The sequence below is a fragment of the Leclercia sp. W17 genome, assembly GCF_003336325.1.
Lineage (GTDB): Bacteria > Pseudomonadota > Gammaproteobacteria > Enterobacterales > Enterobacteriaceae > Enterobacter.
On the sequence record NZ_CP031101.1, the window covers coordinates 2155554 to 2180262 of the forward strand.

Consider the following 24709-nt stretch of genomic DNA (forward strand, 5'->3'; position numbering starts at 1 on the left):
GGGATGAAAATTTATCGTCCGTTATGGAGCGACGGGGCTTTTCTGGCCCCTCAACAGTTTCAGCAGCAGGCCCGTTGGGATGCGCACGTTGCTGATACTGTTGCACGGATGGCGCTGGCGCACCCTTGGGGTGTGCTGTGCGCTGAGTTTGACGACAGCGCACTGGCGCTTTCCCGGCTCAATGCTACCCGTCTGGCAGTACGCTTTGCCGATGGAACATTGGTAGATACTGATCTGGCGGATAATCTTCCGCCGGTTTGTGATTTATCCGTGTTGGGCCATGAGAGTGTTGAGGTGTTTTTATGCCTGCCATTGCTCAACGCTAACGGCGGTAATCTGGATGACGGGAGCGACAGCGCCCGTCCGCGCCGCTGGCAGGCGGAGCGGGTGACGGTTCAGGAACTGGCTGGCCATGAGCGTAGCGATTTGGCTGTACTACGCCATTCGCTGACGCTGCGTCTGTCCACTCAGGAAAACAGTGCTTACCTGACCTGCCCGGTTGCAAGGTTGAACCGTAACCCTCAAGGACAGTGGGTTCGGGAAACAAGCTTTATTCCACCGCTGCTGTCGCTGGCTGCAAGTCCTGTGCTGATCGGTGAATTAAAGGATCTTTTGCACCGCCTGGCGGCACGGCGTAAGCGGTTAATGTCGATGAGACGTGAAAGCAATGAGCGGATGGCGGATTTTGCTGTGGCGGATGTTTCCTTGTTCTGGCTGCTCAATGCACTGAACAGTGCCGAACCTGTGCTGGCAGAACTACATCAGACACCGTCACGTCATCCTGAACTGCTTTACCGTGAACTGGCAAGGCTTACTGGCAGTCTTTTGACTTTCTCCCTTGAACACAATGCCGACGATATTCCTGCTTATCAGCATGACAGGCCGGAACAGGTGTTTCCACCTCTATTTACCCTGCTGGATCAGCTTCTGGAAGCCAGCCTACCTTCGCGGGTTATCGCCATTGCCCTGGAGCAAGGCGAAGACCGGGAAATTTGGCGCGGAAGACTGCACGATGGGCGGCTACGCGAAGGGGCGGATTTCTATCTCTCCGTGCGCTCTTCCATGCCAAACCACGAATTGCAAACACGTTTTCCGCAGCTTTGTAAAGCTGGTAGCCATGATGATGTTTCCGAGGTGGTAAACATCGCCCTTAGCGGGATGGTGATTAAACCGTTGAGTCATGTCCCTGCTGCAATACCGCTTCGTCTGGAGAACCAGTATTTTGCACTAGACCTGTCCACAAATGCAGCCCGCGCCATGCTAGAGGCCGGGAACTGCACCTTCTACACCCCGGAATCGCTTGGGGAAGTGAAACTAGAACTGTTTGCGGTGCTGCGTTCATGAATACCTCTGATACTGACCTGATAAACAAAACTTTTTATCCGGGCTGGCTGATGGTCAGCCAGTTGCGCAATGGGCAGGAAATCAAGGACGGGGAGGCGCTTTACCGCCGCGCTTGCCGGTGGGTAAATGTTGCGCGTGAGTCGCTTGTTCAGGCCGGTTTCAGCGAGTTGAGCTGTGATCGGATGCTGTATGCGTATTGTGCTCTACTGGATGAAAGCGTTCTGAACCGGGACAGTCAGGATGATGGCTATCGCAAATGGCGGAAGGACCCGTTGCAGGCCCGTTTTTTCAGTACTCTGAATGCCGGGGAAGAGCTATGGGAGCAAATTCGTACAATTTTGCGCGAGCCTGCGCCGGATGTGGCGGTCCTGACTTGCCTGTACCGGACCCTACAACTTGGCTTTGTTGGCCAGTACCGTGCTCAGGACGATGAACGTCGTGAGGATGTGGTACGCGCCCTCAGTGAGCGGGTACCGCCATTCACCTTGGCTCAGGACGCACCGGTGGTAGTCAGAGCATCTCGCCTGAGTAACGGACGTCGGATGTACTGGCTGGGCTGGGTGGCTGGTTTTGTAGTGCTGACGGCACTGTGGTTCACCTTCTCCTCTTTATTATCGCAGATGGTCGAGCAGATAGCAGGGCGGGGATAAGAGATGCGTGATTACACACGTTGTTTTCTCACGATACTTGCCACAGTTCTTGCCCTGTGGCTGGTATTGAGTTTCTGGTCTGTATCTGCCGGGAATCGTTTTATTCTCAGCTTATGCGTCTTGCTTATTTGCGGCGCGCTACTCTGGCGTCAACGTCGGCAGTTCCGCTTTCGTCAGTCGTCCGTTGGACAAATAAAAGAAAATAGCCTGCCACCAGAGGATTTTCAGGGCGCAATAGTGCTGGTCTGCGGCGATACCGCACAGCTATTTTCTGCTGATACAGGGCACCGTGAATCCCGTCAGGGTTGGTATCTGAGGGCAGAGAATGCCGAACAACTGTCATTGCTGGCGCAGCAGCTGGCTACCGTGCGTCCGGCGCTGGTGTCACAGATTTCTGTAATGCTTTCTGTACTTCCGGAACAGCAAACGAGCGAGGAAGCTTTGGCACAGTCGCTTCGCGGATGGCGATGCAGCATTATGCAGTGTCGAACCTGGCTCAATGGCCTGCCGCCAGTCTGGAACGTGGCTTGGGTTACCCCTCCTGATTACGGGCATCAACATGAAGAGGGTGCCTGTTGGTTTACTCTCACGCCCGATTTGCAAGGTGTCAGAATAAGGCAGAATGGCCATGTTGCCCTGCTGGTTACCGACTGGCAGAAGGAGATCGGCAGCCATGCCTCACGTCTGTACCATGCGCTCTGGTTGGACAGCGCTCTGGCTCTGACAGAAAGGTGTCTTTCACGGCCACTCAGTTCCCGTCAAGGAGAGCTTCTCCCACTGAAACTTTGTGCAACGGGTATATGTCTGACGCCGGTCGCTGCAGTTGAAGGGAATCTCTGGCAGCAGCAAATAGCCAGTGTGACCACGCTTCGCCCCGACGCTATTCTCGCGTCCGAGATGCTGCCCCTTCCGGATATTCTGCTTCCGTATCTGCCGCGTTGCCACGGTGTTAGCCAGCGGATGAAAGATGCGCGTCTGGCTGGTGGCGTTTGTTTTCTCTTCCTTGTGCTGGCGATGCTGGCTTCTTTTATTAACAACCAGCGCCTGATTCGCAGCGTCGGTGACCATCTTGCGGTGTATCACCGTCTAAGCGGTACGCCGCCGGCGCCAAAAATGCAAGCACAGCAGCGACTTCGAGCTGATAGCCGCCAGCTTGATGACTGGTTGCAAAAGGGAGAGCCACTGCGTTATGGGGTAGGACTGTATCAGGGGATGCGTCTGATTCCCCCTGTAGAAGCAGCTATCAACGACTGGGCACCACCGTCGCCACCTCGTGCTGTGATTAACAAAATCGTCCAGGGTCCACAGACTGTCCGCCTCGACAGCATGTCTCTGTTTGACACTGGCAAATGGGCGCTGAAACCCGGCTCTACCAGGCTACTAGTGAACTCGCTGGTCGGTATTAAGGCGAAGCCCGGCTGGCTGATCGTGGTGGCTGGCCATACCGACAGCGTGGGCGATGAAAAATCCAATCAGGCGCTTTCAATGAAACGCGCCGAATCTGTTCGCGACTGGATGCGCGACACCGGCGACGTGCCGGAAAGCTGTTTTGCGGTGCAGGGCTACGGCGAAAGCCGACCCGTCGCCACCAACGACACTACGGAAGGCCGCGCGCTTAACCGCCGTGTCGAAATCAGTCTGGTGCCGCAGGCGAATGCCTGTCAGTTACCGGGCAATACCCCCGCGTCATCTCAGGATGATGACGTATCAAAAAATGAAATGGAGTAATTAACATGGCAATTCCTGTTTATCTGTGGCTGAAGGATGACGGCGGCGCGGACATTAAAGGTTCTGTGGACGTTCAGGATCGTGAAGGCAGCATCGAAGTTGTTGCTCAGGAGCACAACCTGTACATCCCGACCGATAACAACACCGGCAAGCTGACCGGCACGCGTATCCACACCCCGTTCCTGTTCACCAAGGAAATCGACTCCTCCAGCCCGTACCTGTACAAGGCGGTGACCACCGGTCAGACCCTGAAGTCTGCGGAATTCAAGTGGTACAAAATCAACGATGCGGGTCAGGAAGTGGAGTACTTCAACACGAAACTTGAGAACGTGAAGGTGGTGAAGGTCAACCCGCTGATGCATGACATCAAGGATCCCTCCAAAGAGAAGCACAACCATCTGGAACAGATTGAGCTGCGCTACGAAAAAATCACCTGGACCTATAAAGACGGCAACATCATTCATTCCGATTCCTGGAATGAACGCGCTACCGCCTGATTCCCTGAGCAGACGGTTATCCGTCTGCTTTTTTTGCTGAATACCTGGCCCTCCGGGTATTCAGCAAAAAAACACAATCTGCCTGCCTGACCTTATGCGCTTTGGGTTCCTTAAATGAGGAAAAGCGACGGGCGGTAGCGTGTCCGGAACTGATAAAGAGAGAATCTCATGGAAAATCCAGCCATCCTGTTACGCCGTCTTAATCCTTATTGTGCCCGTGCGATGGAGGGCGCTGCCTCCCTGTGCCAGACGCGCGCGCACGCAGAAATCCTGCCGGAGCACTGGCTGCTGAAACTGCTGGAGCAGGGCGAGGGCGACCTGACGGTACTGGCGCGGCGCTATGAATGGGATATGGACGCCATCTGGCAGGATTTGCTGGGGTTCATGGATTCACTGCCGCGCTCAGTGCGCAGCCGTCCGCAGCTTTCGGACGCGGTGCAGTCGTTAATGCAGGATGCCTGGCTGCGCGCCTCGCTGGCAGGGGAAGAGCACATACGCAGCATTCACCTGCTGATGGCGCTGGTGGAAAAACAGAGCCTGGCCCGCTGCGATGGTCTGTGGCCGCTGTTAACGCTGGCCCAGAGCCAGCTGGAGCGTTTACGTCCGTTGCTGGATGCGCAGTCGGACGAGCGTCCAGAGGTGCAGCAGGAGGCTGAGATGACGCAGGGCGGTGAGGTGAAATTTGTCGGCCGGCCGGTTGATGCCGGTGTAAAAGAAGGGGAACTGAATCCGGCCCTGCAGAACGCGCTGGATAAGTTCACCCTCGACGTCACCGCCCGCGCTCGCGAGGGTAAAATCGACCCGGTATTTGGCCGGGATAATGAAATCCGCCAGATGGTGGACATTCTCTCAAGACGCCGCAAGAACAACCCGATTCTGGTGGGCGAGCCGGGTGTCGGGAAGACCGCGCTGGTGGAGGGGCTGGCGCTGCGCATTGCGGAAGGCAACGTGCCGGACAGCCTGAAGCCGGTGAGCGTGCGCACCCTTGACCTTGGCCTGCTGCAGGCGGGGGCAGGTGGGAAGGGTGAGTTCGAACAGCGTCTGAAAAACATCATAGACGCGGTGCAGCAGTCGCCACTGCCGGTTCTCCTTTTCATTGACGAGGCCCACACCATTATCGGCGCAGGCAATCAGGCGGGCGGGGCGGATGCAGCCAACCTACTGAAACCGGCGATGGCCCGCGGTGAACTGCGCACCATCGCCGCCACCACCTGGAGCGAGTACAAGCAGTACTTCGAGCGCGACGCTGCACTGGAGCGCCGCTTCCAGATGGTTAAGGTTGACGAGCCGGACGACGACACCGCCTGCCTGATGCTCCGGGGGCTAAAATCCCGCTATGCACAGCACCACGGGGTGCACATTACGGATGAGGCGGTGAAGGCTGCCGTCACTCTCTCCAGTCGTTACCTCACCGGCCGTCAACTGCCGGACAAGGCGGTGGACCTGCTGGACACCGCCTCGGCGCGTATTCGCATGAGTCTTGACACCGTGCCGGAACCGCTAACCTGGATGAAGGCGCAGCTCACGGCCCTGGCGATGGAAAAGCAGGCGCTGCTGGAGGATATGGCGGTGGGTAACGCCACCCACGGAGAGCGCCTGGCCGCCATAGAACAGGACGAAATCAATATTATCCTGCAGCTCGACGCGCTGGAAACGCAGTACGGCCAGGAGCTGAAACTTACAGAAGAACTGCTCGCCTGCCGCGCGGATATCTCCCGTCAGGCGGAGATTGCAGACCTGCAGAAACAGCTTGGCGCCGTGCAGCAGAATAACCCGTTGCTGGGGCTGGACGTGGACACGCGTACTGTCGCCACGGTGATTGCCGACTGGACCGGCGTGCCGCTCTCATCATTAATGAAGGATGAGCAGACGGAACTGCTGAGTCTGGAAACCAGTTTGAGCAAACGTGTGGTGGGCCAGGATGCGGCGCTGAACGCTATTGCGCAGCGCCTGCGTGCCTCAAAAACAGGCCTTGCGCCGGAGAACGGCCCGCAGGGCGTATTCCTGCTGACTGGCCCGAGCGGCACCGGCAAGACCGAAACCGCTTTAGCACTTGCCGATGAACTGTTCGGCGGCGAGAAATCCCTTATCACCATTAATCTCTCAGAGTACCAGGAGCCGCACACTGTCTCCCAGCTCAAGGGATCGCCTCCGGGCTACGTCGGCTACGGCCAGGGCGGCATCCTCACCGAAGCGGTACGCAAGCGCCCATACAGCGTGGTGTTGCTGGATGAAGTGGAAAAGGCGCACCGGGATGTGATGAACCTGTTCTACCAGGTGTTCGACCGCGGCTTTATGCGCGACGGAGAGGGGCGGGAAATCGACTTCCGTAACACGGTGATTTTGATGACTTCCAACCTCGGCAGCGACCATATCATGCAGATGCTGGACGAACAGCCGGAAGCCACCGAAGGTGACCTGCACGAACTGCTGCGCCCGTTGCTGCGCGACCACTTCCAGCCCGCATTGCTGGCGCGTATCCAGACCGTGATTTACCGTCCGCTGGCACAGGAGGCCATGCGCAGGATCGTCGGGATGAAACTCGGCCAGGTGAGCTGGCGTCTGGCGCGTCACTACGGTATGACGACCACCATTGATGAATCTTTGTACGATACACTCACCGCCGCCTGCCTGCTGCCGGATACCGGGGCGCGCAATATCGACAGCCTGCTGAACCAGCAGATTTTGCCAGTACTGAGCCAGCAGTTGCTCAACCATATGGCGGCGGGGCAGAATCCACAGCATCTCACTCTGGGTTGGGATGAAGATGAGGGGGTTGTGATTGAGCTGCGGCAGGAGGGTGAGTGATGACTATCCATGATAAAAAAAAGAAAGCTGAGCAAAAAGAAGAGAAAGAAGGAACGCTGCGGTTACTGACTTCAGGTGAGATTGCGCTGGCGAAGTCGGTATTCAGATCGACGATCCCATACCATAAGGTCTGGATCCACCATGACAGCTATCTTCCCTTTGGCCTTCAGAATAAAAATACGGCTATGGCACCAAATGGGGAAATTTATTTCCGTGAGCATTACCGGGAAGATTATTCGCTCAGTGTTCCTTTCTATAAACATATGTTCATTCATGAAATGGTTCATGTCTGGCAACGGGAAAAGGGAATGAATGTCATCTGTCGGGGACTAGTGAGCTGGGCGGTGAGTTACCGTTATGTTCTGGATGGACGACTGTTAAGTGAATATCCTATGGAACAGCAGGCACAGATTATCTCTGACCATTTTATTCTGCTTGCTGAGGGGTACATAAAATGGTGCGGGCTCCGGGATCTTAATGTTATTACACTTGATGGGAATATCAGTGAGCCGGTTATTGAGAAACAGTATGCAAATGCGTTGCGAGGGTTTCCATGGTAAACATGATCCGGCAACATTATTTTTCAGCCTTTCTTTTATTATTCTGCCTCCCTGTGCTTACTGGTTGTCCTGGGGACCGATGGCGATTCGACGAAGAGGCAACAGCCAGTACAAGAGGAGATAATATCTGTTTTGCTATACCGGATGCGGAGGATTATCAACCGGTAAATATTGCTATTAATCCGCGCGGGACGCTACCAGGGGAGGAGAAAATTATCTTTTTCCCTCCCATCAGGGTAGAAAAGGGGCTGTTATGCCTTTCTCCCTCTTTCTATCATTTTCCGGATAAAGGGCAATTCATCATTTCTTATGTACTGCAATCAAAAAGCCATAAAGACACACCACGAAGAATGGTTTCTGGAGTAGAAATTAGCCGGGGGTGCATTTTCAATATTCCTCTGACGGATATGGAAATAGTGCGCCCCTATAGCGAAATGAAAAATATAGATATTACGCCTGTTCAGGGCAACCATGCTGGATCCTGTGAATACCCCTATACCTCAGATCCTCTTAATTAAATTCATGGAATGAAAATAATGACTTTAAAAGACTCTCTGCAAAACGCTCTTGCGACGCCGGGAACCCTGAACCGTTATCGCCTTGATATTCCCTCCTGTCCCTGGTCGCTGGATGTTGAAGAGTTCAGTGGTATGGAAGGGATGAGCCGGATATACGCCTATGACATCATATTTACCAGCACCAACAGGCAGCTTGACGCCAGCGAGTTCTTACGCAAACCCGCAACCCTGACGATGGGGGCCGGACTGCCGGAGGCGTTGCCTGAGCAGAAAAAGGTACACGGGATTGTCACTGATTTCAGGCGGATATCCGGCTCTGCCGACCAGACGCTGTACCGCATCACCCTGAAACCTTTTATATCCTTGCTGGACAGGCAGTTCCGCTCTCACCGTTTCTTTGTCAATAAATCAGTGCCGGACGTGGTGGAGCTGATACTGCAGGAGCACGGTCTGCACGGCTGGGAATATGAATTTAATCTTAAACAAAACTACCCGAAGCGTGAGCAGATAAACCAGTACCAGGAGAGCGATCTGGCTTTCATCCAGCGTCTGCTGGCTGAGGTGGGAATTTTTTATTTCTTCACTTTGCAGGAAGACGCACAGAGCGAAGTGGTGCATTTTGCCGATGCGCAGCGGTCGCTGATGTTTGGCAAAACCCTGCCGGTGAACAGTCCGTCCGGGATGAGTGACAGCGGGGCTGATTCCATATGGGGGCTTAACGTCACGCACAATGTGGTGGAAGCAAACGTCACCGCCCGGGATTACAACCACCGTGACGCGCAGAGCGTACTGCAGTCTGCTCCGGCTGATATGACCCGGGGGGATGGCGAAGGCAATACCTATGGTGAGGTGTATCACTATAAGCTGCGCCATCTGGAGCGCGGAGAAAAAATCGACCCGCAGGCAGAGACCGCCAACTTTTATGCCCGCCTTGACCACGAGCGCTTTCTGGCAGACCAGACGCGGATTACGGGTGTCAGCAACGATGCGACTCTTGCAGCTGCACAGGTGCTGGCCATCACCGACAGCCTGCCGCCGACGCTGCCTGCGCCACTGCAGGCTCCGGTCTTGATTACCGGACTGAATTTTACCGCCAGCCGTCAGGCTGCCCTGAGGGTGAGCATTCAGGCCGTACCGTACAGCGAAACGGTGTGCTGGCGTCCGCCGCTGCTGCCGCGCCCGAAAGTGACGGGCACTATGACGGCACGCGTTACGAGCGCCAAAGCCAATGATATCTACGCATGGCAGGATGCATCCGGCATGTATCGCGTGAGGTTTGATGCTGACCGGGACGGTAAGGCGCAGGGGCAGGAAAGTATGCCGGTGCGTCTCGCCAAACCTTACGGCGGGGATGTGTACGGCTTCCACTTCCCTCTGATCCAAGGAACGGAGGTGGCGATCGCATTCCATGAGGGCGACCCTGACAGGCCGTATATCGCCCATGCGTTGCATGATTCACGCCATGTTGATCATGTGACGGAGAGGAACAGCACGCGCAATGTGATCCGCACGCCGACGAATAACAAGTTGCGGATGGAGGACAAGCGCGGGGAGGAGCATATCAAGCTCAGCACGGAGTACGGCGGCAAGACTCAACTGAACCTGGGGCATAATGTGGATGCGTCGAGGGGATTACGAGGAGAAGGCGCTGAGCTGCGCACCGATGACTGGGTGACAATAAGAGGGGGGAAAGGGATCTTTCTCAGTGCCGATGCTCAGCCGAAAGCACAGGGACAGATGCTGGATATGAACGCTGCGATCGCTCAGTTACAGGGTGCGTTGCAACTGGTGACAGCGCTAGCGCAGAGTGCGAGTGTATCAGGTGCGCTGGAAGCCGATACAGCTTCTCAACAGCAGCTTGGCAATATGCTTGCACAGTTAAAAGATGCGGGGCTACTGGCTTCCGCTCCGGCGGGTATTGGTCTGGTTACACCGAAAACTATTCAGCTTTCCGCAGGCCATACTCTGACCGCGACAGCGGGTAGGAATGCGGATATAAGTATAATAAAGAAGTTTACAGTTGCGGCAGGTGAAGCTATCAGTTTGTTTGCCCAGAAAATGGGAATGAAGTTATTTGCCGCCAAAGGTAAGGTGGATATTCAGGCACAGACCGGTGCTCTGCGTCTTCAATCTAATAAGACAATGAACATTAATAGTGTCAGTAGTGAAATTATACTGAACGCTGCTCAGGGTATTACGCTGACCAGTAAAGGTGGGGCGTATATCAAAATCAAAGATGGCTCGGTAGAAATTGGTGCACCAGGAAAAATAGATCTAAAAAGTGCAAATATTTTATGGGGAGGTAGTGCTTCATTAGAACAGGCACTTTCTCCAGTATCGGTTAGCGATCCTGAATTTCATAATCCGATGAATGGGGGGTTCAGGATTCTGGGTGCATCCACTAAACAGCCAAAGCCTTATGTACCTTATCGCATTGAAACCGCAGACGGAAAAATTATCCGGGGAGTTACGGATGAAAATGGTTTAACACAATCTCATTATGGACTTGATTCGGATGAAATTAATTTGTTTTTTGAGTAAAGGGACTGACAGAAATGAACATGCAAAATATGCCAGTTGCACAAAATACACTGAGCAAGAAAGACGGCAATGCAGTGGATGTATACCACACCTCTGCCATTGTATATTTCAGACCGGACACTGAAGAGTTAATTATACTTGCTGAAGATGTCTGCGATGATTTTGACCGTCACTGGGGGGAGTTGCTGGCAGCGGTTAATGATGTGCATGAGGCCGGCGAGGCATATTCTTCAGCAGTTGAAAGTTATGGCAACATATTCAGTACTCCTTCCGAAAATACCAGCGAAGCAGAGCTTGAGAACAAGGCAACCACGTTACAGAAAACACTTGATGAGAAAAAAAAGTTACTGCAGGATAAACTGGGCGATTTCACTCCGGATGGTTATGAATCAGTTATTGAGTTAATACCCGTTGTTACAAACAAGAAGCATGGACGTCGTTCTGGACCCGGCAGTAAGTATGTGTACGTCAAAAAGGGATACTATGACCAGTTGGGGGCAGGAAAGAAACATACAGTTTCACTCAAAGCAAAAGACAATGAAAATTCTGCTGAAAGTATTTTTATCTATGACAAAAACGGTAACAGGAAAGGAATTGATACCAAAAAGTTAAAAGAGCAACTCACGAAGGCCGAATTCCCAAAACCTGATACCAGTGTCGAATTATTCAGTCTGGATAAAGATGATATTGGTGAAATTAATAAAACTCTGACGGGATGGGCTGCCAGCTGGAATAACAGCCTGATTATGGACGGGAAAGAAATTGGTAATAATATTGATATATCCGCCGGGGCACAATTCATGCGTTTTACCGCCAACGCCGGTGCCAGCGGAGAATGGGATGCCAGAGATGGAAAAATATCTTTAAAAGGAGAAGTCTCCGCAGCTCTCTCTCTTGCACAGGGTTACGCCAGCGCTACTTTTTACCTTCCTGATCGGGTGGGTTGGCCATTAGCATATACCCCGGAAGGGGCTCCTCCGCTTAATATGGGAATGCTATGGGTATATTTAGAAACTCAGCTGGCAGGATTTGCGGGGGCGTCTGCCAAGATAGAATGCCAGTTACAGGTTACCACCATTGGAGCTAAACAGGTACTGATGGGTAAACGGGATAATGAAAATACACTTCCCCGTTTCAATGAGCGTCGTGTTTCCGGCAAGACATTCCATAAAGAGATGGAATCTGGGGATGAAGGTATCACCAGCAGCGCCGAACTGTTTGCTGGTGCAAAAGCTGAAGCAGGCCTGAAGGGCGGGATTCAGTGGCTGCAGCCGGTTGCCGCGACAAAATATCAGGGAAAAACAGGAGATGAAGCGGAAGCTGCTGCTGAATTCGTAGATTTTTGTACGATAGGTACCAGCATTACGGGTATGGCTGGACTGGGGGCTGGAGCAACCTTTTATTGTACATTCTTGAACGGTAAGTTTTGCTTTAAAATCGCAGCCAGCTTGTGTTGTGGTCTTGGAGCCAAAGGGGCTTTTTTATGCGAGGTGGGTTACGAAAAGCTGGCAGATTTCGGTGCCTGGCTGGCCTATCAGCTATATGGGCTGGATTATCATTTCTTTGAATTGATTGTCGAGGATGCATTTAAAGCGTATAGCAAAATATGTGTCATGCTGATTTCTGATATGAAGGATAAGGTAATGCTGCCAACTTACTGATTTAGTGTATGATGGTGATTTTAAGGTGCTTGCGTGGCTTCCATTTCCATCAGATGTCCTTCCTGCTCCGCTACTGAAGGCGTGGTGCGTAACGGCAAAAGCACTGCCGGACATCAGCGCTATCTCTGCTCTCATTGCCGTAAAACATGGCAACTACAGTTCACTTACACCGCCTCTCAGCCCGGTACGCACCAGAAAATCATTGATATGGCCATGAATGGCGTCGGATGTCGCGCCAGTGCACGCATTATGGGCGTTGGCCTCAACACGGTTTTACGTCACTTAAAAAACTCAGGCCGCAGTCGGTAACCTCGCGCATACAACCGGGCAGTGATGTGATTGTCTGCGCTGAAATGGACGAACAGTGGGGCTACGTCGGTGCTAAATCACGTCAGCGCTGGCTGTTTTACGCGTATGACAGGATACGGAGGACGGTTGTGGCGCACGTCTTCGGTGAACGCACTCTGGCCACACTGGAGCGTCTTCTGAGCCTGCTGTCGGCCTTTGAGGTCGTGGTATGGATGACGGATGGCTGGCCGCTGTACGAATCACGCCTGAAGGGAAAGCTGCACGTTATCAGCAAGCGTTACACTCAGCGCATTGAGCGACATAACCTGAATCTGAGACAACATCTGGCAAGGCTGGGACGGAAGTCACTGTCGTTCTCAAAATCGGTGGAGCTTCATGACAAGGTCATCGGGCATTATCTGAACATAAAACACTATCAGTAAGTTGGAGTCATTACCCGCGATCGCATACTTTGGTGGAATCATTTACATCAGAACCAGTATGACGAGCAAATTATTCTGGGTCAACGAGCTGTTGGCGTACTGGGGATGAGCTATGTTACACCGATTGCCAGTAACAAACTTGTTGTAGCGCTTTTACGAGGTGGGACAGCCCTTCAGACACAGTATTCTCTGACCCACCAGTCTGTGCTGACTACGGCCTCACTTTCTCCTCCATTAACAATATTCAGTGAAACAGGATATCAGTCACGGCTTGAGTCGGTACTTAAACATGTTGTCAGCCAACTGAATACTGAGTTGCTTCAGTTTACCGGTAATCTTTCTGTCCGCCTTCTTCATGATGGCACGCTGGACAATGAACATATTCTCGATATCTGGCAAAAGATATTTCCGGCATCAGTTACTGTACATGGAGTCAATATTGTTAAGCATAACGATGGAGTGATGTGGATAGATGAATGGCTTGACAGGAAAGATGCATCGCTTGTTCTTTCCATTGAGATCAATTTGTTTCTCCAGCCCCGCAATCAACAAGCGGAATCAGTATCTGCCCTGTTGCTGGCATCTCCCTCATGGCTGGAGCGGCAGCACACAAAGCCGCAAATTTGGATACATCGTCCGGTTGTTGTTGAGAGAACTGACGAATCTGTTACCGATGTGGCTTGCTGGGGAAAGATGACCCCCGATTCACCCTGGTATTTCTGGCGCTCGCGGGTAAAAGGCGATGTGCTGGTTAACCTTCTTCAATCAATGGATAAGCAGGGCTATTTGAAAGGAAAGAAAGGAGAAATGATTTTGGATGATGTTTTTGGCAAACCGGGGACGGCTGTAGGCAACATCATGTTAATTTGCGCTTGTGAGCACGCTACTGTTTCAGGGTTGGCTCAATGGCTGATAGCTGACGATAAAACCACACAAATGGTGATTGTCCGTCCCGCTTAATCTTACGCAAAGGAAAGCGATGTGAAAAAGAAAAAGCGCCTCAGTTCATGGTTAATTATCCTGCTGATTGTGGTCGTCGGTGGCTTTCTTATCTGGATTGAAAACCCTCTCGTTCATCTTATTACTACAGAGGAAAAACTGGCTTTATCGCTGGCTGTAGCTGGTGCTTGTTTATTTATTCTGTTCTTTGACGATGTATTTGCCCGGCTGTGGCAGTGGTTCATCTTACAGAGCTTTATCCAGCAACTTCGGAAATTGTCAGGCAAAAGACCTCATCGGGACGAGTTATTGTCTGCTCACGTGGACAAATACAATGAGGAGCTCAAGAGTATTCGTCTGTATCTTCGTCATATTTACGGTCGCTCTTGGCCACGTAAAATTCGTATTTTGCTCGTTACCGGAAGCGTGGCTGATGTTGAGCGGCTCACCCCAAAACTCACTCAGGAACTCTGGCAGGAAGATCAGGGCACACTGTTGCTGTGGGGTGGCGATCCGGCGACCCATCTGGATTCCGACTGGCTGATTGCTCTAAGTAAACTGCGCCGTCGCCCCGCGGACGGTATGGTTTGGGTGACGTCAGGTCTGGACAGACTGCCAGATATAGAGGGCAGCGCGAGACCCGCACTCTCACTGGACACCATAGATTTACTATCCCATGCCCTGAGCCGCCGCTATGTAGTCCTGGGCTGGAAACTGCCCCTGTATGTCTGGTCGCTGCACTCCTGTTCCGGTGACCAGCCGGGACGCATCACTCAGCCAGTGGGCTGCCTGTTGCCCGCAAAATGCTCTCCGCAGACGCTCGCCGGACAACTGGCCGTATTGATACCGCACCTGACCGGGCAGGGGATACAGCAGGCATGCGCTGACCCACAATATCATTTCCTGCTCAGCCTGGCCGACCAGCTTACCCGTAAACCGGAAACGGTAGCGGAGCCGTTATCAGTGCTGGTTAATCCGTACCGTCCGCTACCGCTGGCCGGCGTGGTCTTCAGCCCGGCGACTCTCGGCGGTGAACGCAGCGTGAAACATCACTGGGGACGTGATAACCGCTGGGATATCATTCAGGATTCTATTCTTTCTTTACCCGCCGGACTAAAGGCGCAGAAAACGGGGTTTTCCTGGACAAAGGCATGTGCCCTCACCGCTGCTGTTCTGCTCGTCCTTTGGGGGGCGTCGATGGCTGTCTCGTTTATTGCCAACCGCAGTCTGGTGGCAACTGCGCATGAGCAACTGCAGAAGGCGTCGGCAGAAAAGCAGCCACAGGTAGCACGTTTGCAGGCCCTGACTGAACTGCAGAAAACTCTTGCCCGGCTGGAATACCGCTCACGGCACGGCGTACCCTGGTACACCCGTGGCGGCCTAAGCCAGAACAATGCCCTGCTGTCAGCACTTTATCCGCGCTACGGGGAAGTGGCGCAGCCGCTATTGCGCGATGCGGCTGCAAAGCATCTTCGCCAGGAGCTGTATGCATTCGTGCAACTCCCGCCAGAAAGCCCCCTGCGTGAAAGGCTGGCAAAATCCGCTTACGATCAGTTAAAGCTGTACCTGATGCTCGCACGTCCGGAAAAAATGGACGCCGCGTGGTTCTCCGCCACGCTGATGCGTAACTGGCCGCAGCCTGCAGGCTCAACCAGCAGTATCTGGCAGGGCAGTGGGCCATCGTTGCTGGAATTTTACGGTGCCAGCCTTGCGTCACATCCTCAGTGGCGTTTGCATGCCGACGATATGCTAGTGAGCCAGGCTCGCACTCTGTTAATAGGCCAGATGGGGAGGCGCAACAGCGAGTCCACGCTCTACCAGAAGATGCTCGCGCAGGTGGCGAACCAGTATGCCGATATGCGTCTGGCGGACATGACCGGTGACACAGACGCTGAGCGTCTGTTCACCACCGATGAGGTGGTACCGGGGATGTTCACTCGGCAGGCCTGGGACGAAACGGTACAGGCCGCCATCGATAAGGTGGTGAAGGAGCGCCGGGAAGAAATGGACTGGGTGCTGAGTGATAGCCAGCAACGCACCCCGCAGCAGGTCTCGCCGGAGGCGTTGAAACAGCGACTGACGGCACGCTATTTTGCAGATTATAGCGGTGCATGGCTAGATTTTCTCAACAGCCTGCGGCTTCGAAAAGCAGCCACCCTGTCAGATGCTATTGATCAACTCACCCTGATGGCAGATGTCCGTCAGTCTCCACTGGTGGCGCTGATGAACACTCTTAACGTTCAGGGACGCGCCGGCGAGACCGGTGAAGCGATAGCGGATTCACTTGTGAAATCCGCTAAAAACCTTTTGGGTAGTGAAAAACGACCTGCTATTGATCAGAGCGGGGGTATACACGGCCCGCTGGATGCAACTTTCGGCCCCGTGCTGGCATTGATGGTTAGCCGGGATGGTGGAACGCAAACCAGTAACCTGAATCTACAGACTTTCCTCACCCGCGTTACCCAGGTTCGCCTGCGTCTTCAGCAGGTGACCAATGCTGCTGACCCGCAGGCGATGACCCAGGCACTAGCGCAGACGGTGTTTCAGGGTAAGGCGGTTGATTTAACCGAAACCCGCGATTATGGCAGTCTGGTGGCGGCGGGGCTCGGCCAGGAGTGGAGCGGTTTCGGGCAGACGGTATTTGTGCGTCCAATGGAGCAAGCCTGGCAACAGGTACTGACGCCTGCAGCAGAAAGCCTTAACTCGCAGTGGCAAAGTGCGGTGGTAAATGACTGGAATACAGCTTTTGAGGGGCGATATCCGTTTAAAGATGCGAGTAGCGAGGTGTCGCTGCCCCTGTTGGCGAAATACCTTAATGCCGATTCCGGGCGTATTACCCGCTTTTTGCAGACCCGACTTAATGGCGTGCTCCATAAAGAGGGGAGTCACTGGGTACCCGACAGCATCAACGCTCAGGGCCTGACCTTTAATCCTGAATTCTTACAGGCAGTGGATACCCTGAGCCACATTTCTGATGTGGTGTTTACTCGAGGAGAGGCCGGGCTGTCGTTTGAGCTTCGCCCCGGTACGGCCGATGGCATTATGCAAACCACGCTGGTGATCGACAGCCAGAAGCTCACCTATATGAACCAGATGCCCACCTGGAAACGGATTAACTGGCCAGCAGATACAGAGGCTCCAGGAGCGGCCCTCAGCTGGGTAAGCACCCAGGCCGGAACACGGCAGTACGCTGACATGTCCGGCGTCTGGGGTTGGATTCGCCTGCTTGATCAGGCCACCGTAAGTCGTTATGCCGGATCGGGTAGCAGTTGGAATCTGAGCTGGCGAGCACACGACGGCAGGCCTTTGAACTATACCCTGCGAACTGAGGCTGGCGAAGGGCCGTTGGCGCTGCTGAAGTTACGTAATTTTATTCTTCCGAAAACTATATTCAGCATCAGAGCATCTGCAATTGATCTTCAGGCAAAGGATGGTGACAACACAGAGGAGATGTACTGATGGCCACTGTACAAACGTTGATTAGCGTATGTCAGATTAATCCAGATGAAGTGGCTACACGGACAAAACTGCGTTTGGCGTTATGGGAAAACTGGTTGCAACCGTTGTCAGCCAATTATCCGACGGGTGAAGACCCCGGTTACAATGACGATTTTCAGCAAATGCGTGAGGAGGTGAACAAACTCTCCGGCGCAGATACAGATCTGGTATGTCAGCTTGCCGAAAAGCTCTTGACCACCGTAACGAAAGATATCCGCGTGGCATCGTATTACGTCTGGGCACGCCTGCATCGGGATGGAGAGGCGGGACTGGCGGATGGTCTCGAGCTGATGGCAGGATTAATGCTTCGTTTTAATACGCAACTGCATCCGCAACGGGAGCGCAGTCGCCAGGGGGCGCTGGAGTGGCTTGCCAGTTCCAGGATGCTTGACAGCTTGTCACGGTATCCGGAAGTCAACAATGCCGATACCGTGCGTATTGCTGGTGCCTTGTTGATGATTGAGCAGGATGCTGAAACCGTTTTACCGGCTGCCCTTTATAGCGCGCTGGAAATGCGACTGCAAAAATCTGGCGGCCCGGACGCGGTGGTGCCACAGAATGTTAGCGATATCGGGCAAGCAACTGCTCAGGACCCCAGCATACCGTCTCTCGGTGGCATTGCTTCAGGTCAGGAGCTTCTGGCACAGGCGCGGGTGTTAGCCGATTATCTGAGGAACCAGCCGGACGGCTGGCTGTCTGCCCACCGGCTGATAAAAAATCTCCGTCACGACACACTGCACCAGCTACCCTCGCTCCAGACAGATGGCAAGACCCGCATCGAGCCACCGAAAGCGGACCAACGGGCACTGTTAAAAAGACTTTACCTGCAACAAAGCTGGCGCGAATTGATGGAGGAAGCAGACAGCCTGCTCTCGCGGGGTGCTAACCATCTTTGGCTGGATGTGCAGTGGTATCTGCATCAGGCGCTGATGAAATCTGGTTATGAAAATGAGGCGGCCATTATTCAGTCCGATCTGAAAGGACTACTCGCACGTCTGAAAGGCCTGGAGACGTTGGCTTTCAACGATGGCACCCCATTTGCCGATGAAGTGACGCTGAACTGGATCCAGCAGCAGGTGCTGGAGAGCCCGGTGGGCTGGGAAGTCGAGCATTCTCTTTGTTCTTCGGGCGCAGCGGGCAATGACGAAATTCTGCAACTGGAGCCGGAAGCATTGGCACTTGCTGACAGCGAAGGGACAGAGGTTGCGCTGACGTGGTTACAAAATCGCCCTGGCATCACATCGATCCGGTACCACTGGCTGCTGCGCCTGCTGATGGCGCGAATAGCTGAGCAAACGGGAAAAAATGAACTGGCACTGCACCTGCTGGATGAGCTGGACGGCAGTGCTGCTGGCATTACGCTCCCTCAATGGGAACCCGGCCTAATTTTTGAAGTTAAAGCTCGCCAACTAAAACTGCTGCGCATGAAGGCCGGGCGCAGCGAAACTGACAAAATGCGGCTGCATCCGAAAATGGAACAGTTATTGGCCGGGCTGGTTGTGATTGACCCGGTAAAAGCCGCAGTGCTTTGTGGCTGACCTTGTTTGAACACTGAGAACATAATGGAAGATTTAACCCTGCGTTATTTTGATGCCGAGATGCGCTATCTGCGCGAGGCGGCAAAGGAGTTTGCACAGACCCACCCAGATCGGGCAGCGATGCTGGATTTGGACAAAGCCGGTACGCCAGACCCGTACGTTGAGCGTCTGTTTGAAGGCTTTGCCTTTTGCGTTGGCCGCTTGCGTGAAAAAATTGATGACGACCTGCCAGAACTGACCGAAGGGCTGGTTAGCATGTCGTGGCCGCATTACATGCGTACCATTCCGTCGCTGTCGGTAGTGGCGTTCACCCCTGACGTTTCGTCGATGAAAATGGGCGAGGTAGTGCCTGCAGGGCTGGAGGTCTCTTCCCGTCCTGTTGGACCGAAAAATACCGTTTGCCGCTACCGCACTACCCGTGATGTGACATTGAGCCCATTGTTGATATCAAATGTGGTCATGACGACAGAGCCGGATGGACGCTCTAGCCTACGGATAAGGTTTACCTGCAGCGGTCAGGCTGATTGGTCGCAAGTGAACCTGAGCCGTCTTCCGTTGTACCTGGGAGAAGAAATCGTGACGGGGAGTGAATTGCACTTGTGGCTGACCAAACGACAGGCGGCACTCTACTTGCGTCTGCCTGGGCAAACAGACCGGATAAGGCTTAACGGTTACTTTTCTCCAGGCGGATTTTCTGAAGATGACCTTTTGTGGCCAAAGGGAGAAAGCGCCTTCAGCGGTTATCAACTGTTGCTGGAGTATTTCACCTTTCGTGAAAAATTCATGTTTGTGCAGTTAAATGGTCTGGAAACCATCACGCTCCCGGCAGGAACAGTGAATTTTGATATTGAGGTCGTGTTCAGCCATGTATGGCAGAGCGATTTACCCTTAACGGATAGTTCCCTGCGTCTCCACTGTGTGCCAGTTATTAACCTTTTTACCCTTGAAGCTGACCCACTGACCATTAGCGGGCTGGAAAGTGAATATCTGCTGCGGCCAAAGCGCCTGCAGGACGGGCACACTGAGATTTACTCTGTCGATAGCGTCACCGGCTCCGGGCGTACCGGGAACGCGCCCTATGTGCCGTTCACCAGCTTCCGCCATCAGGGCGGAATGATGCGCCGCAACGCGCCTGAGCGCTACTTCCACACCCGTGTGAAGCGGGGCGTCACCGGTATGCACGACACCTGGCTAATACTGGGCGGCGGGCAGTGGGAGGCTGATCGGGAGATTGCGCGAGAAACCGTCTCGCTGCGTATCACCGGCACCAATGGTCAGTTACCACGCCGGGCGTTGCAAAGCACACTGTTGGATCGCTGTGAGCAGGTCTCCGGAACGCCGCTTACCGTGCGCAATCTATGTAAGCCGACGCTTCCGGTGTACCCACCAGTGGAGGATCGTTTCCACTGGCGGGTGATGAGCCATCTGGGCACCCGTTTCCTGAATATGATGAGCAGCGCAGACGTGTTGCGCGGTACGCTGTCGCTCTATAACTGGCGGGACGATGAGCTGAACAACCGTCGCCTTGGCGCCATTCTGGACGTCAGACATCACCGTATTCAGCGTTTTGAAGAGGGGTTTTTACTGCGCGGTCTGGATGTGGAAGTGACACTCGACAGTAATGGTTTTACGGGTGAAGGAGACATTCATCTTTTTGGTGAAATGCTAAACCGCTTTTTTGCACTGTATGCCGACATGAATCAGTTTAACCAGCTTACGCTGATTGTTCAGCCAGAAGGGAAGTGTATCCGGTGGAAAGAGAATCACAGTCCGCGCCTGCCAGGATGATAGAAACAGTACGACACCAGTTGCCGTACATGAATTTTTACCGTTTTTGCCGATTGCTTGAGCAGAGTCAGCCCGATGCGCCGGTACCCGGTAGCGACTGGCAGGTCGGTCTTGAACCGGTGCGCTTTCGTCCGCATGCGGGGATGGGCTTTCCGGCCGGTGAAATACGGGGGGTGACGGATCCGGAGCCGGAATATGCTCACCTACGTCCGTCGGTTGATATCACTTTTTTTGGACTATACGGCGTCGAATCGCCGTTGCCTACGCACTTTGTCGATGATATTGCGCAAAAACGAGAAGGCTGGGAGGCCACTCGAGATTTCCTTGATATCTTTAACCACCGAATAATTAGCCAGTATTACCGTATCTGGCGCAAATATTCTTACCCGGCGACCTTCGCCCCTGGTGGGGCGGATAATACCTCGCAATATCTTCTGGGTCTGGCAGGGCTGGGTATTCCTGGGTGTGCGGCTACGGCTGGTACGCCACTGTCACGTTTTCTGGCTCTGCTGCCAGTGATGCTGCTGCCTGGTCGCACGGCGGAGGGGGCAGCGGCACTGGTTCAGCTCCTTGCGCCAGATACTCGCGCCGATTTATATCACCATGACCGCTGTCGTATCCCCCTGAAAAACCCGGTTGTCTTGAGCTCACGGCACCCGGTCAGCCTGAAACACCGTCCTGTCATGGGGACCTACGGGACGGATGTTAATGGTCAGGCCTTGCTTCAACTGACGACCGACAATCCCAATGAGACCCACGGCTGGCTGCCGGGCGGGGAGCTGTACTCCGATCTGATGGCGCTACTGCACGTTTATCTGGGCTCTCACCTGGATGTGCGGTTGCAGTTGTGCGTGGCGAGACATCTGCTGCCTGATGCGCAGCTGGTGTGCAGTGGAAATCATGCTGTTCAACTCGGGCGCACAGCGGTACTGCGGCCACTTACTACCCAACAGAAAAAAAATGACATTATCACTATTCATCTGGGGCGTTATCAGCGCGTCCGGGAAAATATTCACCGAAGGGAGAGCGATGAAGATGGCGACTACCGCTGGTAAAACCACCGCCACGCTGCTGGCATTGATGCTAACCACGATCTTAACCGGCTGTGGTCTGACGCAGACAGTGAAAGACGGAGCTGTATCAGTTACAAAATCCATTTTTTATAAGCAGGTGAAAATACTTCATCTGGATATTCAGGGACGGGAAGGGGTCAATAACAATGCGAAAGGCGCATCTCTGGCAACAGTGGTGCGTATTTACCAGCTTAAGGATCGTAAGGCATTCGACAACACCGATTACCCATCCCTGTTTGCAAACGATAGCCAGGCCATAAAAGCTGATCTGGTGGCAGAAAAAGATATCTGGCTGCGTCCTGGAGAGTCGGTAACGCTCGATGTGCCGCTGGAGGAGGTTACTCAATTTGTGGCGGTAGCTGGGATGTTTATGGCGCCAGATCAAGCGAAAAATACCTGGCGTTTGGTCCTCACCCGCGATGACCTCGACCCAGACAAGCCCCGCATCATCGAAGCCAGCAATAACCGGCTGACGCTGCAACCGATTAAGGAGGACTAATATGCCCCGTTCCTCCCTGTACGAATTGTTATACGGCAATTTCTCCGGTGGCCTGAGCCTGCACCAGGTCAGTGAGCAGAACCAGGTCATTCTGTCGGTACTCGATAATATGCAGCGTATTCTCAACTGTCGCGCCGGTACGCTGGCGCATCTGCCGGACTATGGCCTGCCAGACATGACGAAAATCCTCCAGGGGATGCCGGGTTCGGCGCATCAGCTGATCACAACGCTGTCGGCGGTACTGCTGAAGTATGAACCGCGCCTGAGCAGAATTACGGTGGTGATGCTGGCGCAGACGCAGCCTGGCGAACTGCGTTACGCCATCGATGCGGAACTTAAAGGCATCGGCCTTGTGCGCTACGGCACTGAATTTATGCCCGAAGGTCGGGTGTTTATCCGTCACCTGAAACAGCAGCAGTACCTGGACGCCCGTTCCGCGATTTAGTTTTAATTCTGGCTGAACCCTCATGACAATACTCTCTGAATGCCACCATAAAACCGGCGGCGACCCGCGCACGCTCGCAGATTATGTCGCTCTGCGTAATGAAATGAACAAACTCATTCATCCGGCACGTCCGGATGTGAAATGGCAACAGGCGGAAAAATTTTGCCTGTCGCTTTTTGAACAAAACGGCACGGAACTCCAGACTGCCGCCTGGTACACTCTTGCTCGCACACATCTGTCCGGGCTGACGGGCCTGAACGAGGGACTGTCGCTCATGAACTCGCTGGTCACCCGGCACTGGGGCAATCTGTGGCCGCAACAGGTGCCTGTCCGGATGGAAATCCTCGCTACGCTCAGCAAACGGCTGAAACAGGCTCTACGATCCTGGCCCCTGACGTCTGCCGATCTCAGCCAACTGAACCAGGCCCGGGAACACCTGCTCGTTCTGGACGAGACGTTAAGACGTCTGGAATTAACGCCTGTCAGCCAACTCGACACGTTGCGCAGCCATATCAATAGCGCGACGGTGCGGCTGGGTAATAGCGATAAAATTGGTGAGAAGCCGGTTACCGCAACAGCTGAAGCGGAAACCCCTGCAAGCGGCAATCCCAGTGAGGCAGCCGGGGGCGTAAAAAGGGCGCATGAGCCTGAGCCGCTTCTGGAGACAGTGAAGGGCTCCCCACCGCCCTTGAATCCCTGGAAGCCTTTCGCCGGCGGTATGGCGACCATGTTGCTGCTGGCCGGGATCCTGGCAGGGGGATGGCTGGCGATGCACCAATCTGACCCGGCGCAGGAGCCGGTTGCTGTAACTCTTTCTCCCTTGCCAGCAACGCATTCTGTCGATCGGCGGCTCCACCCAACATCTGAAACAGATATTCGCCAGACACAGCAGCAGTTAGAGCAGTTATTGCAGTTAAAGCCAGACTGGACTCTCAGCTATGGCGATAGCCTGGTGCAGCAGGCACTCAGGCTATCGCCCGAAGAGGGCAAAGCTCTGGCGCATCAATGGCAACAGCAGAAGGATGCTTCTGCCCTGGCGCCAGAAAGCCTGACCGGCTGGCATCAAGGCGTGACGCAGCTTGAGCAACTGGCGAAGCGGCTTAACGCCCTGGATGAGCAGAAGGGTAAGTATATGACGGTCAGCGAACTGAAATCGGCGATTTTCGCAATCACGCAGTCGCTTAATCGTACCGTTCCGGTTGAGGAGCAGTTGCGCCAGCTCTCCGTTACCCCCGCAGAGCAAAGCAGTAATGCCGTCCGGCAGCGTCAGGTGGAACAGCATCTGCAGCAGTTGATTGCCTCTTATGCGGCGCTGAAACAAACCCCGGCTGAATAAACCGGGCAGCAAACCGCGCGTAAAAAGATAACAGGAACCACAACGTGTCAGCCAGAGAACGTTTTTTCAGGAAAGTGCAGCTCAAAAACGACAGACAATCATCCGATATAAAATCCGCTGACGCTGAGGTCAGGGCATTCTGCTCACGAATGGATCTCCTTGCGCAGCAAATAAGCCAGTGGTTTGCAGGTTCCGGTATTGAGGTGACGTTAACCACCAAACATATCCACGACCTGAGCACGGTGGGCTACAGCCTGAACAGCGGCATATACCGTTATGACATCACCGCCATCCGGTTGCAGAATGGTGATCGTAGCGTCTCTATTCTTCCCGAGCAGCTCTGGAATGGCGCTGAGACGGGCATTGTGGCCCTGCATGTGGAGGCGCCTGGGTTCCGGGAGGTGTTTTATCTGAGCATGGCGCCGGAAACGGGCTGGTTAATCCGACGTGAATATCAGAGCGCGAAAGATAACGTGCTAATGACCGAAGAGCGCTTTTTTGAAGCGGTTGACAGGCTGGCCTGAAACCACCGAGCCTGTCCCGTCTTTCTTTAAC

At 53.9% G+C, this 24709-nt stretch carries 19 protein-coding genes; all 19 read left to right on the forward strand.

From position 1 onward, the window contains the following. Positions 1-3: 3 nt before the first annotated feature. The 19 genes from tssK (at position 4) to DVA44_RS10735 (ending at position 24678) form a co-directional block, all read left to right on the forward strand. Entirely contained in the window at positions 4-1344 is a 1341-nt protein-coding gene (gene tssK / locus DVA44_RS10645; protein WP_114386686.1) for a type VI secretion system baseplate subunit TssK, read from the forward strand. Further along, positions 1341-1994, forward strand: coding sequence for a type VI secretion system protein TssL, short form (tssL, locus tag DVA44_RS10650; RefSeq protein WP_114386688.1), 654 nt, complete (start codon positions 1341-1343; stop codon positions 1992-1994). The genes tssK and tssL overlap by 4 nt, the downstream gene beginning before the upstream one ends. 3 nt (positions 1995-1997) lie before the next feature. Further along, the gene (locus DVA44_RS10655; RefSeq protein WP_114386689.1) at positions 1998-3722 is read left to right on the forward strand and encodes an OmpA family protein; all 1725 of its coding nucleotides are present in this window, start codon (positions 1998-2000) and stop codon (positions 3720-3722) included. 5 nt (positions 3723-3727) lie between these two features. Then, positions 3728-4219 (forward strand): type VI secretion system effector Hcp, encoded by a 492-nt coding sequence (gene hcp / locus DVA44_RS10660; protein ID WP_114386690.1) that lies wholly within the window; start codon positions 3728-3730, stop codon positions 4217-4219. 168 nt (positions 4220-4387) lie between these two features. Further along, positions 4388-7027 carry a type VI secretion system ATPase TssH gene (tssH, locus tag DVA44_RS10665; RefSeq protein ID WP_114386691.1) on the forward strand — a complete coding sequence of 880 codons (2640 nt, stop codon included), beginning with the start codon at positions 4388-4390 and terminating at the stop codon, positions 7025-7027. Further along, the gene (locus DVA44_RS10670) at positions 7027-7587 is read left to right on the forward strand and encodes a type IV secretion protein Rhs (RefSeq protein ID WP_114314762.1); all 561 of its coding nucleotides are present in this window, start codon (positions 7027-7029) and stop codon (positions 7585-7587) included. Before tssH ends, DVA44_RS10670 begins: the two co-directional genes overlap by 1 nt. Then, complete coding sequence (locus DVA44_RS25880) at positions 7581-8105, forward strand: putative T6SS immunity periplasmic lipoprotein (RefSeq protein WP_210405534.1); 525 nt, start codon at positions 7581-7583, stop codon at positions 8103-8105. The genes DVA44_RS10670 and DVA44_RS25880 overlap by 7 nt, the downstream gene beginning before the upstream one ends. Before the next feature lie 18 nt (positions 8106-8123). Continuing rightward, a complete protein-coding gene (locus DVA44_RS10680) occupies positions 8124-10646 on the forward strand; it encodes a type VI secretion system Vgr family protein (RefSeq protein WP_114386693.1) in 2523 nt (840 codons plus the stop codon). Positions 10647-10666: 20 nt separating this feature from the next. Continuing rightward, positions 10667-12307: an ATPase gene (locus DVA44_RS10685; RefSeq protein WP_168194470.1), complete on the forward strand. Its 1641-nt coding sequence runs from the start codon at positions 10667-10669 to the stop codon at positions 12305-12307. A 33-nt stretch (positions 12308-12340) separates the two neighbouring features. Beyond that, positions 12341-13038 (forward strand): IS1 family transposase gene (locus DVA44_RS10690; RefSeq protein WP_094106546.1). Its coding sequence is split into 2 segments (ribosomal slippage): positions 12341-12590 and positions 12590-13038, totalling 699 coding nucleotides; the frame shifts between segments, so codons are not numbered across the junction. Between the two features lie 105 nt (positions 13039-13143). Then, entirely contained in the window at positions 13144-13998 is an 855-nt protein-coding gene (locus DVA44_RS25545) for a hypothetical protein (protein ID WP_139157097.1), read from the forward strand. Between the two features lie 60 nt (positions 13999-14058). Continuing rightward, positions 14059-17436: an ImcF-related family protein gene (locus DVA44_RS10700; protein WP_371413865.1), complete on the forward strand. Its 3378-nt coding sequence runs from the start codon at positions 14059-14061 to the stop codon at positions 17434-17436. Continuing rightward, positions 17436-19013, forward strand: a complete 1578-nt coding sequence (gene tssA, locus DVA44_RS10705) for a type VI secretion system protein TssA (RefSeq protein ID WP_114314770.1) — start codon at positions 17436-17438, stop codon at positions 19011-19013. The genes DVA44_RS10700 and tssA overlap by 1 nt, the downstream gene beginning before the upstream one ends. A gap of 24 nt (positions 19014-19037) precedes the next feature. After that, a complete protein-coding gene (tssF, locus tag DVA44_RS10710; protein WP_114386701.1) occupies positions 19038-20801 on the forward strand; it encodes a type VI secretion system baseplate subunit TssF in 1764 nt (587 codons plus the stop codon). Further along, positions 20798-21856, forward strand: a complete 1059-nt coding sequence (gene tssG, locus DVA44_RS10715; RefSeq protein ID WP_371413866.1) for a type VI secretion system baseplate subunit TssG — start codon at positions 20798-20800, stop codon at positions 21854-21856. Before tssF ends, tssG begins: the two co-directional genes overlap by 4 nt. Beyond that, positions 21837-22373 (forward strand): type VI secretion system lipoprotein TssJ, encoded by a 537-nt coding sequence (gene tssJ / locus DVA44_RS10720; protein ID WP_114317078.1) that lies wholly within the window; start codon positions 21837-21839, stop codon positions 22371-22373. The genes tssG and tssJ overlap by 20 nt, the downstream gene beginning before the upstream one ends. 1 nt (position 22374) lies before the next feature. After that, complete coding sequence (tssE, locus tag DVA44_RS10725; protein WP_114386703.1) at positions 22375-22818, forward strand: type VI secretion system baseplate subunit TssE; 444 nt, start codon at positions 22375-22377, stop codon at positions 22816-22818. A 22-nt stretch (positions 22819-22840) separates the two neighbouring features. After that, positions 22841-24154: a VasL domain-containing protein gene (locus tag DVA44_RS10730; RefSeq protein WP_114386705.1), complete on the forward strand. Its 1314-nt coding sequence runs from the start codon at positions 22841-22843 to the stop codon at positions 24152-24154. A gap of 149 nt (positions 24155-24303) precedes the next feature. After that, a complete protein-coding gene (locus tag DVA44_RS10735) occupies positions 24304-24678 on the forward strand; it encodes a hypothetical protein (RefSeq protein WP_371413853.1) in 375 nt (124 codons plus the stop codon). Positions 24679-24709 lie beyond the last annotated feature (31 nt).